This window comes from Streptomyces sp. NBC_00448 (genome assembly GCF_036014115.1).
Lineage (GTDB): Bacteria > Actinomycetota > Actinomycetes > Streptomycetales > Streptomycetaceae > Actinacidiphila.
The window spans coordinates 5,520,001-5,533,354 of sequence record NZ_CP107913.1 but is presented as its reverse complement, the minus strand read 5'-3'; the positions used below and the strand labels follow the sequence as shown (position 1 = coordinate 5,533,354).

The 13,354-nt window shown below is 71.4% G+C and carries 8 protein-coding genes and 2 rRNA genes (1 of these 10 cut by a window edge); 5 read left to right on the top strand and 5 right to left on the bottom strand.

Features of this window, described 5'->3' with window-relative positions; translation table 11 throughout:
• The first annotated feature begins 29 nt into the window (after nucleotides 1–29).
• Nucleotides 30–1,448, top strand: coding sequence for an ATP-binding protein (locus OG370_RS23595; protein ID WP_328467444.1), 1,419 nt, complete (start codon nucleotides 30–32; stop codon nucleotides 1,446–1,448).
• A 4-nt stretch (nucleotides 1,449–1,452) separates the two neighbouring features.
• Nucleotides 1,453–3,183 (top strand): type IV secretory system conjugative DNA transfer family protein, encoded by a 1,731-nt coding sequence (locus OG370_RS23590; RefSeq protein ID WP_328467439.1) that lies wholly within the window; start codon nucleotides 1,453–1,455, stop codon nucleotides 3,181–3,183.
• A gap of 61 nt (nucleotides 3,184–3,244) precedes the next feature.
• Here the strand turns inward: OG370_RS23590 and OG370_RS23585 are convergent, their stop codons facing one another.
• Complete coding sequence (locus OG370_RS23585; RefSeq protein WP_328467437.1) at nucleotides 3,245–4,411, bottom strand: LacI family DNA-binding transcriptional regulator; 1,167 nt, start codon at nucleotides 4,409–4,411, stop codon at nucleotides 3,245–3,247.
• Between the two features lie 682 nt (nucleotides 4,412–5,093).
• Between OG370_RS23585 and OG370_RS23580 the strand changes: the two genes are divergently transcribed.
• The 3 genes from OG370_RS23580 to OG370_RS23570 all read left to right on the top strand — a co-directional run bounded on the left by OG370_RS23580 (nucleotide 5,094) and on the right by OG370_RS23570 (nucleotide 8,470).
• Complete coding sequence (locus OG370_RS23580; protein ID WP_328467435.1) at nucleotides 5,094–6,095, top strand: hydroxyacid dehydrogenase; 1,002 nt, start codon at nucleotides 5,094–5,096, stop codon at nucleotides 6,093–6,095.
• A gap of 115 nt (nucleotides 6,096–6,210) precedes the next feature.
• Nucleotides 6,211–6,852, top strand: coding sequence for an acyl-CoA-like ligand-binding transcription factor (locus OG370_RS23575; protein ID WP_328467433.1), 642 nt, complete (start codon nucleotides 6,211–6,213; stop codon nucleotides 6,850–6,852).
• Nucleotides 6,853–6,916: 64 nt separating this feature from the next.
• Nucleotides 6,917–8,470, top strand: a complete 1,554-nt coding sequence (locus tag OG370_RS23570; protein ID WP_328467431.1) for an FAD-dependent monooxygenase — start codon at nucleotides 6,917–6,919, stop codon at nucleotides 8,468–8,470.
• A 147-nt stretch (nucleotides 8,471–8,617) separates the two neighbouring features.
• Here OG370_RS23570 and OG370_RS23565 read toward each other — a convergent pair whose 3' ends face one another.
• The 4 genes from OG370_RS23565 to OG370_RS23550 form a co-directional block, all read right to left on the bottom strand.
• The gene (locus tag OG370_RS23565; protein ID WP_328467429.1) at nucleotides 8,618–10,144 is read right to left on the bottom strand and encodes a hypothetical protein; all 1,527 of its coding nucleotides are present in this window, start codon (nucleotides 10,142–10,144) and stop codon (nucleotides 8,618–8,620) included.
• Nucleotides 10,145–10,644: 500 nt separating this feature from the next.
• Nucleotides 10,645–11,175, bottom strand: coding sequence for a GNAT family N-acetyltransferase (locus tag OG370_RS23560; protein ID WP_328467427.1), 531 nt, complete (start codon nucleotides 11,173–11,175; stop codon nucleotides 10,645–10,647).
• A gap of 69 nt (nucleotides 11,176–11,244) precedes the next feature.
• Nucleotides 11,245–11,361 (bottom strand): 5S ribosomal RNA (gene rrf / locus OG370_RS23555).
• Nucleotides 11,362–11,469: 108 nt separating this feature from the next.
• A 23S ribosomal RNA gene (locus tag OG370_RS23550) occupies nucleotides 11,470–13,354 on the bottom strand; it runs 1,240 nt beyond the window's last position.

The following is a 13,354-nucleotide window of genomic DNA, read 5'->3' as shown; positions in this document are numbered from 1 at the left end:
CCGCCCGGAGGAGGAGGCCACCGATGCCCATGCTGGACCCTCTGGCTGCGATCACGGACGCGTTCACCAGCTTCCTGTTCGGCCGGGTGGAGACCACCCGGCTGCCCGTCCGCACGTCCACCGGCCAGGCGCAGGCGGTGTACCTGCCGACCGCAGCGCCCGGCCTCGGCGACTCCGGTGTGATCATCGGACGCGAGGTGTACTCCGGGAAGGGGTACATCTACGACCCGTTCCAGCTCTACGGCCAGCAACTGCCGGCCCCGCACTGGCTGGTGCTCGGCGAGTCCGGCAACGGCAAGTCGGCGCTGGAGAAGACCTATGTGATGCGGCAGTTGCGGTTCAAGGACCGGCAGGTCGTGGTCCTCGACGCGCAGGGCGAGGACGGCGTCGGCGAGTGGAACCTGATCGCCCAGTCGCTGGGCCTGACCCCGATCCGGCTGGACCCGATGGCGGCGCTGGACGGCGGGATCAAGCTCAACCCGCTGGACCCGGCGATCACCGTCACCGGGCAGCTCGCGCTGCTGCGCACCATCATCGAGGTGGCGCTGGGGCGCGGCCTGGACGAGCGGTCCGGGTTCGCGCTGAAGGTCGCGCACACCTACGTCGCCGAGTCGGTGACGGACCGCCAGCCGATCCTCACCGACATCGTGGAGCGGCTGCGGCACCCGGTGCCGGAGTCCGCCGAGGCGATGAACGTCGACCTGGACGACGTACGCGCGTGGGGCCTGGACGTGGCGCTGGTGCTGGACCGGCTGGTCGACGGCGACCTGCGCGGGATGTTCGACGGGCCGACGAGCGCGGGCATCGACCTGGACTCGCCGCTGATCGTCTTCGACCTCTCGCACATCGACCGTAACTCGATCGCGATGCCGATCCTGATGGCGATCGTGGGTGTGTGGCTGGAGCACACCTGGATCAGGCCGGACCGGAAGAAACGGATCTTCCTGGTCGAGGAGGCATGGCACATCATCAACTCGCCGTTCGTGGCGCAGCTCTTCCAGCGGCTGCTGAAGTTCGGCCGGCGGCTCGGCCTGTCCTTCGTGGCGGTGGTGCACCACCTGTCCGACGTGGTCGACGGCGCCGCCGCCAAGGAGGCGGCGGCGATCCTCAAGATGGCCTCCACCCGCACCATCTACGCCCAGAAGGCCGACGAGGCGAGAGCCACCGGCCGCGTCCTGGGCCTGCCGCGCTGGGCGGTGGAGATCATCCCGACCCTCACCCCCGGCATCGCGGTCTGGGACGTCAACGGCAACGTGCAAGTGGTCAAGCACCTGATCACCGAGGCGGAGCGGCCCCTGGTCTTCACCGACCGGGCGATGACGGAGTCCTCGCAGGACCACATGGCCGGGATCGAGGCCGAGGCGGAAGCGGAGGCCGAGGCCCGGGCCGAGGCGCACGCGGCGCAGGTCGCCCTCGCCAAGCACATGGCAGACGACGCGGTGGCGTGAGGTCATGGCGGCGCGCACGAAGGAGAGTTCGGGGGGCCTGCCCGACGGCCTGATCGTCGGGATCATCGGCCTCCTGCTCGGCGTGACCCTGCTGGTGTGGACGGCGACCGGGATCTCCGGGGTGCTCGCGCACGGCGGCTGGCCGCAGGGCGTGCACTTCACCCGCACCCCCCGCGCGATGCGGTACCTGGTCACCCAGCCGCACGACATGGCCGCCGCATGGCCGCAGGTGCCCCGCGGGCAGTTGTCGGGCGCCGGGCTGTTCTGGTGGGTGTTCATCGGGGAGATCGTGGCGCTGTTCTCCTTCGCGATGTGGGTGCTCAACGCGGTGGCCCGGCTGCGCGGCAAGCGCCCTCCGCGCACCCGGACTCCCCGCCGCGCCAGGGCCGCACGCGTACCGCGACCCGCCGCGGCCGACGACGCGTACACGTACGACGAAGAGGGCGAGGACGGCGCCGATCCCGCGGACGTCCCCGAGCCGCGCCACCACGCCGCCCCGCAGCCGTACGCCCGCTCCGGCGAGGAGAGCCTGGACGCCTGGTTCCGTACGGTGCCGCGGGCGGTGCCGCCCGGCGCCCCGGCGCCCGAGGACGCGCCCACCACGCAGTTCCCGCCGGTGCACGCCGAGGACCTGGTGCCCGCCGGTGCCTCGCCGGCGGCCGCTCCCCCGCCGCCGGTGACGGCCGCCACCCCGCTGGCCGCGCTCGCCGACGGCGAGGTCACCCGCACCTACGCGCTGTTCGCCGAGCCGCGCGGCGACAAGGCCAAGCGCGTGGTGCAGCCCGCCGTGCTGGCCGCGGCCGGGCCGGTCGTGGTGACCACCGCGGACCCCGACACCTACTACCAGACGGCCGGGAACCGGGCGAAGCTCGGGCCGGTGCACGTCTTCGACCCGGCGCACCTGGTGGACGTGCCCGGGCGGCTGCGGTGGGCGCCGCACGGCGGGTGCGAGCGGCCGGACACCGCCCGGATACGCGCCGCCGCGCTGCTCGCGCCGCTGCGTACCGCCCGCGCCGACGAGGCGATCGTGCACGACGCGGCGGTGACGCTGCTGCGCTGCTGGCTGCACGCGGCCGCCGTGGACGGGCGGCCCTTCCGGCAGGTGCAGCGGTGGGCCGCGGGCGGGGCGAGCGCCGGGGAGGCGGTGCGGGTGCTGCGCAGCGACCGCGACGCCGCGTCCGGCTGGAGCGGCGAGCTGGAGTCGGTGCTGCACGCGCACCCCGAACGCCGGGACGCGGCACAGGCGTTGATCCGGCACACCCTCGAACCGCTCAACTCGGTGCACATCCGCGACGCGTGCACACCCGCCAAGTCCGGTGGCCTCGACCTGGAGTCATTCACCTCCGAACGGGGAACGCTCTATGTGGTGGGCGAACGGATCGAGGACCCGCGTTCCCATCCGGGTGCGATGCCCCTGCTGACCGCACTCGTCTCCAGCGTGGTCGAGCACGGCCGGCGCATGGCCGCAGGGTCACCCACCGGTCGGCTCGACCCACCAATGACGTTCGTCCTCGACGACGTGGGCGCGCTCGCCCCGACCCCCGACCTGCCCGTGCTCCTCGCCGAGGGGCACGCCGCCGGGCTGCCGACCCTCGCGGTGCTGCGCTCGCCCGAACAGGGCACCGCGCGCTGGCAGTCACCGCTGTGGCAGCAGGCGGACATGCGGCTGGCGCTCGGCGACGCGACCGCGGACGCACTGCCGCCGGCCGTGCCGGACGCGGTCCGCATCCGCTGAGCCGGCGCCGGCCGACCGCGCACGCGGATCGGGGCCCGCACCCGGTTCCCCGGTGGCGGGCTCAGTCCCGCGGCCGGGGCGGAGCCACCGACGCGCGCAGCACCGTGTGCGTGCCGAGCAGGTGCCGGCTCTGCGCGAGGGCGCCCGAGCCGCCGCCCTCGCCGCGGACCGCCTTCTCGGCGAGCGCCAGCCGCACCGACTCCCGGCCCAGCTCGTACGCGGGAATGTTGACCGTGGTCAGCGGCGGGTTGAGGTCCTGGGCGAGGTCGTCGTTGTTGTAGCCGACGACGGAGACGTCCTGCGGGGTGCGCAGGCCGTACTCGCGCATCGCCGCCATCGCGCCCGCCGCGAGTTGGTCGTCGCCGGCGAAGACCGCGGTGAACTCCGGGCGGCCGCCGCAGTCGGCGAGGATACGCCGCATCTCCGCGTAGCCGTGCGCGCGGCCCAGGCCCATCCCGTCGATCCGCTCGGCGGCCGGGCCGAGGCCGTGGTCGGCCAGCGCCCTGCGGTAGCCGGCGATCCGCGGCTCGACGGTCGAGTGGCCCGGGATGATGCCGAGGTAGAGGATGTCGCGGTGCCCGGCCGCCAGCAGATGGCTGACCGCCGCGTACGCGCCGGCCTCGTTGTCGTACTCGACCACCAGCACCGGCATGTCGGGGCCGGGCGCGGGCCGCCCGCACAGCACCAGCCGGGAGTCGGCGGCGGCCAGGCCGTGCGCGTACTCGGTCAGCCGGGCCCGGTAGCGGTCGTCCTCGACGGCGCCGCCGACCAGCACCACGAACTCGGCGCGCTGCTCGCGCATCATCTGCACCAGGGCCAGCTCACGAGCCTCGTCCCCGCTGTGGCTGCACACCATGCACAGCCGGCCCCGGGCCGCCGCCTCCTGCTCCACGCCCTGCGCGACGCGGGCGTAGAACGCGCTGTCCACCGAGGAAACGATCACCGCGACGGTCTTCGGCCCGGTGCCGGCCAGCGCCCGGGCCCGGCCGTCGATGACGTAGTCGAGGTCCTTCACGGCCCGCAGCACCTTCGCGCGGGCCGCGGCGGACGTCGGGTAGTTGCCGGCCAGCACCCGGGAGACGGTGGCGACGGACACGCCCGCGCGGTCGGCGACGTCACGGATGGTCCGCCTGCCGCTGCCGCGCCCGGTCGCGCCCTGCCCCGCGCCGGCACCTGTTCCCGCCCTGGCGCCCGACCCGGCGCCCGGCCCTGGTGAACTCTCCGCCATCCCCGCCATCCGAAGTCCCGTCGCAGCCGCCGCGCACCACCGCGCCGCCGCCCAGCGTACTGGTGCCCCACCGGGCGGGGACGCTCCGTGGCCGGCCGGCCCGGCGGTCGGCCACGATCACGGAAAAGGGGCACGTGGTCCTTGAACGCGATGACGTTTCCGGCCATCGCGCCGAGTCGGAAGACCAGGAAACAGACCGGCCCCGGCCCCATCAGCACCAGCAGGACCAGGTCCCGCCGCAACCGTTTACGGCGGGCGCCACGAGCCCCGCGGCGCTCAAGGTGACACGGAATCTAAACCGGTTACTACGACAGGTCAACCCCTCGCACGCCAGCGTCGCAGCGGAGCACAGCCGCCGCGAATGGCTGAACTTCGCGCACTGCACGGCTGAATCGAGTCGCTCGGCGCGCCAGGCGCAGCAACGGGCGTTGACGTCACATGTGGCACCGACCTAGGCTTTGATCGTTGTGAAGTAACCGATTACACGAACCGGCGGGCGAGCGGGTGGCCCGTCGGCGGACATCACCGACCGGCGGACCGGGCGGCCTGACCGACGCGGCGGTTCGGTCGGCAGTACGTCGGGCACGTCGCAACCGGGGGCGCCACACCGGCCCGCGCGCACGACGGGGACGACAGGCACCGGCGGAACCACGAGCACGACCACCACACGCGAGGAGCAGACATGGCGGAGCGGCCGAAGCTGGTGCTGGCGATGAAGCCGGACGTCCTGGACCTGGTCCTGCCCGGCTCGCTGCGCGCCCGGCTCGACTCGCTCGCCGACGTCCACCCCGGCCTGGTCACCGATCCGGCCGACCCCGACGCGGCCGACGCCCTCGCCAACGCCCAGGTGCTGCTGACCGGTTGGGGCTGCCCGGTACTCGACGCCCCGACGCTCGACCGCATGCCGCGGCTGGCCGCCGCCATCCACGCGGCCGGCAGCGTACGCGGCCACGCCACCCCCGAGGTCTGGGCCCGCGGCATCGCGGTCTCCTCGGCGGCCGACGCCAACGCGGCGCCGGTGATCGAGTACACCATGGCCACGATCTGGCTCGCGTCGCACCGCGCGCTCGGCACCGCCGCGGAGTACGTCGCCGGGTGCCAGCCCGCCTTCCGCCGCAGGCAGGGCGCCGACGGCGCGACCGTCGGTGTGATCGGCGCGTCCCGGATCGGCCGGGGCGTCATCGCGCGCCTGCTCACCGCCACCGCGGGCTTCCGGGTGCTGCTCGCCGACCCCTACGTGACCGCGGCCGAGGCCGACGCGCTCGGGGTCACCCTCGTCGACCTCGACGACCTCTGCGGGCAGAGCGACATCGTCACCGTGCACGCGCCCGACCTGCCGGAGACCCACCACCTGCTCAGCGCGCAGCGGCTCGCCCTGCTCCGGGACGGTGCGTCCGTCATCAACAGCGCGCGGGGGCGGATCGTCGACACGGACGCGCTCACACGCGAGTGCGGGACGGGCCGGATCGACGCGTACCTCGACGTCACCGAGCCCGAGCCGCTCCCCGACGACCACCCGCTTCTTCTCATGCGGAACGTGCTGGTCACCCCGCATATCGCGGGGTGCCAGGGCAGCGAGGTGCAGCGGCTCGGCGGCTACGCGGTCGACGAGGTCGAGCGCTGGCTCAAGGGGGAGCCGCTGCTCGGCGGCGTCCAGGTCGCCGATCTGTCGCGGATCGCCTGACGGGACGCCCCGGGCGCCCTGTCCGTCCCGCTCGGCAGCGCGAGCGACGCAGCTTCGCAAATATTGCCGTACTGGCAATCTTGCCGTGACGGCAAGATTATTCTAGGCTGCCCGCATGGCACCCGCAGATGATGAGCCGCCGACGACCGCACACCCCGAACCCGGCCTCCGCGAACGCAAGAAGCGGGAGACCCGGGTCGCCTTGAGCCAGGCGGCGATCCGCCTGTGCGTCATCCACGGCTGGGCCGACGTGACGGTCGACCGGATCGCCGCGGAGGCGAACGTCTCGGTCCGCACGTTCCGCAACTACTTCTCCGGCAAGGCGGAGGCGATCGCCGCCAGCCACCTGGAACGGATGCAGCGGGTCGCCGACGACCTGCTCGCCCGCCCGGCCGGTGAACCGCTGTGGGACGCCCTGTTCCACGCCGTGGTGGGCCGGTTCGTGCCGTCGGACGACTCCGCGCCGCAGAACGAGCGGTGGCGTGAGGGCGTACGGCTGATGCTGGCCGAGCCCGCGCTGGCCGGCGAGATCGTGAAGGCGAACGCGGCGGCCCAGCGGGAGTTGGCCACGGCCGTCGCCCGGCGCACCGGCACCGATCCCGAGCGGGACGTCTACCCGAAGCTGGTCGCCGCCGTGGTCGCGGCCGGCAGCGCGACAGCCGTCGAACACAGCCTGCGCGCGCCCGAACCCGTACGGCTCAGCGCGGTCCTCGCCGAGGTCTTCGAGCAGTTGGCCGCCGGCCTGCCGGTCCCGTAGCCGGAAGCGGCGACCGGCCCGCTCCACTGCGGTGCCGCCCCTTTCCCGTCCGCGCCAAGGAGACATGACCGTGACAGCCGATGTGATCATCGTCGGGGGCGGGCCGAACGGGCTGATGCTCGCCTGCGAACTGGCCCTGGCCGGCATCCGCCCGACCGTACTGGAGCAACTCCCGCAGCCCGGCACCGAACCCAAGGCCAACGGCCTGCTCGGCCAGGTGGTACGCCTGGCCGACCACCGCGGCCTGCACGAACCGCTCAGCGGCAGCCCGGAACCCCCGCGGCCGAACTCCGCGTACTTCATGTTCGCCGCGATGGGCCTCGATCTCGGCCTGCTGGACGCCAGCCCGGTCTTCGGGCTGGCCGCCCCGCAGCACCGCATCGTCCAGGTCCTGGAGGAGCGCGCCCGCGAGCTCGGCGTCGACCTGCGGCGCGGACACCGGGTCGGCGCCGTCGCCCAGGACGACGCGGCCGTCACCCTCGACGTCACCGGCCCCGACGGCGACCAGCAGCTCCGCGCCCGCTACGTGGTCGGCGCGGACGGCGCGCACAGCGTGATCCGCAAGCTGTCCGGGATCGGGTTCCCCGGCGTCAGCTACGACCGCCGCACCAACCGCACCGCCCACGCCACTCTCCCCGCCGAGTGGATCGACCCGGCCAACGGCGCCCTCACCGTCCCCGGCCACCCGCCGGTCCTGCCCTTCCTGCCCCACCGCACCGACCAGGGCGGCTTCTCCTACGCCCCGTTCCCCGGGCAGCCGCCGCTGGTCAGCACCACCGAGTGGGACCAGCCCGCGACGGACGAACCGATGACCCTGGCCGAGATGGAGGCGAGCATCCGGCGGGTGCTCGGCGTCGCCCTGCCGCTCGGCGCGCCGGACGGCACGGGCCCGCACGTGCTGCGGCGGCTGAACGGCGGCAACACCCGCGTCGCCGACCGGTTCCGCGACCGCCGGATCTTCCTCGTCGGCGACGCCGCCCACGTCTACACCTCCGGCGGCGGCCCCGGCCTCAACCTCGGCCTCCAGGACGCCGCGAACCTCGGCTGGAAGCTCGCCGCCGCGCTGCACGGCACCGCCCCCGCCGGCCTGCTCGACAGCTACGACACCGAGCGCCGCCAAGCCGCCCGGCGCATGGTGCTCAACGCCGAGGCCCAGTCCGCACTCACCGCACCGGGCAGCGACACCACCGCCCTGCGCGAACTCTTCACCGAGCTGCTCACCCGCAAGCAGGTCGTCCAGCACCTCGCCGACCTCACCGCCGGCACCGACGTCCGCTACGACATGGGCCTCGCCGACCCCCACCCCGCGGTCGGCTACTTCGCCCCGGAGTTGACACTGATCACCGGGACGGGAAAGGTCCGGCTCGCCGAACTCGCCCGCACCGCATGGCCCTTGCTCCTCGACCTCACCGAGGACCGGTCACTGTCCGCCGCCCTCCCAGCCGGCCTGACAGCCGTCGACCTGGTCACCGCCCGAAGCGCCGACCCGGCAGGCGACCTCACCGGCCTGCTCATCCGCCCCGACGGCTACACCGCCTGGGCCTGTGCCACCCCCACCCCGACCCCTGACGACCTGACCGCCCTGCGCACGTCCCTCGCCCACTGGTTCGCCGCCTGACCGACCCCACCCGCACGACCCGGCCCCGCAAGCGGCGCCGAAAGCGCTGCCGAAAGCCGTGCGACCGGCCACGATCCTGCCGTGGCCGGTCGCACGGTTCAGCCCGTACGGAGAGATCCCCAGGGCCGGTGACGCGTCGGACGCGTCCTAGTCACCACCGCCGCCGGAACCGCCGCCGTCCCCGCCGCCGGAGCCGCCACCGCCGTCGCCGCCGCCAGAACCACCACCGTCACCGCCGCTGCCGGAACCGCCGCCGTATCCGCCGGCCCCTTCGCCACCGCCGTCGCCCCCGCCGTAACCGCCGTCGGAGGAACCGCTGTTGCCGCCGGACGCCGAGGAACCGCCGTCACCGCCGCCATAACCGCCGTCGGAGGAGCCTCCATCGGAGGAACCCCCGTCACCGCCGGACGCCGAGGCGCCAGAGGCACCGGAGTCTCCGGCCGAAGCTCCATCGGCGGAGGAACCGTCGGACGAAGCTCCGTCGGCGGAAGCTCCGTTGTCACCGGCGTCACCGGCATCCCCGGCGGCAGCGGAGGAACCGTCGTCCCCCGCGTCACCGGCGTCAGCCGAAGCAGCGTCGGACGAACCGTCGTCACCGGGTGCGGACGCGGCTGCCGTGTCCCCCGCCGGAGCGGCCGCCGCCGCAGGAGCGGAGTCGGCCGGGGCCGAGGCCGGTGCGGAGTCAGCCGGTGCCGAGTCGGCCGGAGCCGACGCGGGTGCGGAGTCAGCCGGAGCCGAACTCGTCGTCGTGGTCGCCCCCCAGGGCGACCCGAGCATGGCCCCGGGCGTACCGGCTATCGCCCCGCTGTAGGCGCTCGCGGAGACGCTCGTCCCGGGCGGACCCGAGATGCTGGCCGGCGCCGCGCCGGGCGCCTGCGCGGTGGCCGTACCACCGTTGGGCGCCGAAGCGGTCGCTGAGGAGACACCACCGAGCGGGCTGCCGACACCGGTGGAGGTGGCGGAGGTCGGCCCGGAGGTGCTGGTGGCGGAGGCCTGCGCCTGGCTGCCGCCGGCGTCGGTGCCGGCCGCGGACGTACCGGCCGCCGACGTGCTCGCGGACGAGCCGGACACACCGACCCCGGCCTTGCCTGCGCTCCCGAGCGGCCCGGAGGCGGCGCTCGCGGAGGTGTTGCCGCTGGGGCTGGAGGCCGCGGCGGAGGAACCGGCCGGACCGGAATCCGCGTTGGCGCCCGAGAAACCGCCACCCTTGGTGCTCGCGGAGGACGCGTCCCCGTTCTGGCTGGACCCGCTGGTCGCACTGGCGCTCTGCGAACCGCCGGACGCCTCAGCGGACGAAGTCCCCTTGCTGGTCGAGGCGTTGGAGTTGGCCCCCGCCCCGCTGCCGGTGGCCGAGGCGTCGCCGACCGACAACCCTCCGCCCGGCCCGGCCTTGGACGCACCCGCCCCGGCCGAGTTCGTTCCGCTGCCGTACGCCGAGGCGCCGGCCCCGGTCTTCCCGTCGCCGACGCTCATCCCGGCCGATGCCGGAGCGCCGTTGGAACTGTTCCCAAAGGCGCTGCCGAGGCCGATCGCCCCGGACTGGGTGCCGCCGCCGGTCCCGCCCAGCCCGGCCTTCCCGCTGCTGTCACTCCCGTACGAGCCCGCCTGCGCCCCGCCGTTCGCGTCGGACGGGTCGGCGAGCGCGCCTCCGGTCAGGTGCAGGACGCCCACCACGGACGCGACCGTCAGGATCGACGCCCGCCGCAGCGCCCGCCCGCGGACACGCCCGCGCCCGTGCGCGCGAGCCGGGGGCGCGACCGCGTCGGCCGTATCGGCCCGCGACGGACGCTCCTCACCCTCTAACGAACTCTCAGACGACGCATCTGTGGCCATGCGCGGCTTCCCTTCGTTGACGCGTCCGGAACGCGTTACCTCTGGCACCGGTGTCCTCTGTGGCACCGGCCGCACCGCCACCCTCCCGCACCGTCTCCCACGCGGCAATGGCCCCGCGCCCACTCCCGCAAAGCCCGCGGCGGCCCGAAGAACGGCGCCGGCCCGTGCCCGTACACGAACCGGCTGCCCGACCCCCGAACGCGGAAACCGAACGCGAACCCAACGTTGTCCGGAGCCGCTCTTCGGAGTCGGCCTCCGGAGCCGACGTCGGCGTCAATACGGCCGCGGGTCCGCCGACCGCCGCACCGCTCAGCCCGCCAAGCGTGCTCAGCTCACCCGGCTCACGGGCGGTCGAGTGCCAGCTCGTACTCCGTGAAGGACGGGTCCAGCGGCGACCGCATCGTCCTGCCGGTCCGCTCGAAACCCAGCCTCCGATAGAACGCCTCGGCCCTCGGGTTCTTCTCGTGCACCCACAGGTGGACCCGGTCGGCCCGCTGCCAGGCCCACTCCAGGGCGGTCGCGAACAGCCGGTCGGCCACGCCGTGTCCGCGGGTCTCGGGCACCAAGTAGACGGCGTTGACGCTGAGATAGTCGGGACGTTCCACGACCACCACGGCCATCCCCACCCAGCGCTCCGCGGTACGGTCACCGCCGTCGCTCTCCCCGTCGCCGCCTTCAGTGGCCACGGCCACGAACTGCTGTGAGCCGGCCCCCGACGCGCGCTGCCGCCAACGGTCCTCGGTCATCGCCGCCTCTTCGGCGTAGGTCCGGGCGAACGCCACCGGGGCGAGCTCGTCCTGAAGCGCCGCCAACCGCAGCTCACGGCTCTGCCGCCACTCGGCCGGCAGCACCGGCCGTATCTCGTACCCCATGGATCGGACCATACAACGCAAAAAAGCTCGGGTCCCCCGATTAAATCGGGGGACCCGAGCTGAAAAATTGTTCGGCGGTGTCCTACTCTCCCACAGGGTCCCCCCTGCAGTACCATCGGCGCTGAAAGGCTTAGCTTCCGGGTTCGGAATGTAACCGGGCGTTTCCCTAACGCTATGACCACCGAAACACTATGAAACTGTCCCACACACCACACACCAACCCAGCCCTCACAAAGGAGCTAGGGGTGTGTGGTTGCTGGTTGTTTCAGAACTACACAGTGGACGCGAGCACACATGGACAAGCCCTCGGCCTATTAGTACCGGTCAGCTCCACCCCTCACGAGGCTTCCACATCCGGCCTATCAACCCAGTCGTCTACTGGGAGCCTTACCCCATCAAGTGGGTGGGAGCCCTCATCTCGAAGCAGGCTTCCCGCTTAGATGCTTTCAGCGGTTATCCCTCCCGAACGTAGCCAACCAGCCATGCCCTTGGCAGGACAACTGGCACACCAGAGGTTCGTCCGTCCCGGTCCTCTCGTACTAGGGACAGCCCTTCTCAAGACTCCTACGCGCGCAGCGGATAGGGACCGAACTGTCTCACGACGTTCTAAACCCAGCTCGCGTACCGCTTTAATGGGCGAACAGCCCAACCCTTGGGACCGACTCCAGCCCCAGGATGCGACGAGCCGACATCGAGGTGCCAAACCATCCCGTCGATATGGACTCTTGGGGAAGATCAGCCTGTTATCCCCGGGGTACCTTTTATCCGTTGAGCGACGGCGCTTCCACAAGCCACCGCCGGATCACTAGTCCCTACTTTCGTACCTGCTCGACCCGTCAGTCTCACAGTCAAGCTCCCTTGTGCACTTACACTCAACACCTGATTGCCAACCAGGCTGAGGGAACCTTTGGGCGCCTCCGTTACCCTTTAGGAGGCAACCGCCCCAGTTAAACTACCCACCAGACACTGTCCCTGATCCGGATCACGGACCGAGGTTAGACATCCAGCACGACCAGAGTGGTATTTCAACGACGACTCCACCACGGCTGGCGCCGCGATATCAAAGTCTCCCACCTATCCTACACAAGCCGAACCGAACACCAATATCAAGCTATAGTAAAGGTCCCGGGGTCTTTCCGTCCTGCTGCGCGAAACGAGCATCTTTACTCGTAGTGCAATTTCACCGGGCCTATGGTTGAGACAGTCGAGAAGTCGTTACGCCATTCGTGCAGGTCGGAACTTACCCGACAAGGAATTTCGCTACCTTAGGATGGTTATAGTTACCACCGCCGTTTACTGGCGCTTAAGTTCTCAGCTTCGCCACACCGAAGTATGACTAACCGGTCCCCTTAACGTTCCAGCACCGGGCAGGCGTCAGTCCGTATACATCGCCTTACGGCTTCGCACGGACCTGTGTTTTTAGTAAACAGTCGCTTCTCGCTGGTCTCTGCGGCCACCCCCAGCTCAAGAGGTAAACTCCATCACCGGAAGTGGCCCCCCTTCTCCCGAAGTTACGGGGGCATTTTGCCGAGTTCCTTAACCATAGTTCACCCGAACGCCTCGGTATTCTCTACCTGACCACCTGAGTCGGTTTAGGGTACGGGCCGCCATGAAACTCGCTAGAGGCTTTTCTCGACAGCATAGGATCATCCACTTCACCACAATCGGCTCGGCATCAGGTCTCAGACTTAATGTGTGACGGATTTACCTACCACACGCCCTACACCCTTACCCCGGGACAACCACCGCCCGGGCTGGACTACCTTCCTGCGTCACCCCATCGCTTACCTACTACAAGTCCGGTTCAGCGGCTCCACCACTCCCCCTCACTCCGAAGAGATCAGAGGCGGCTTCACGGCCTTAGCATCGCTCGGTTCAGTACTGGGCGTTTCAAAGCGGGTACCGGAATATCAACCGGTTGTCCATCGACTACGCCTGTCGGCCTCGCCTTAGGTCCCGACTTACCCTGGGCAGATCAGCTTGACCCAGGAACCCTTAGTCAATCGGCGCAAGAGTTTCCCACTCTTGTATCGCTACTCATGCCTGCATTCTCACTCGTGAACCATCCACCACTCGCTTACGCGGCGGCTTCACCCGGCACACGACGCTCCCCTACCCATCACAGCGGGCGTTGGCCCTCATGCTGCAATGACACGACTTCGGCGGTACGCTTGAGCCC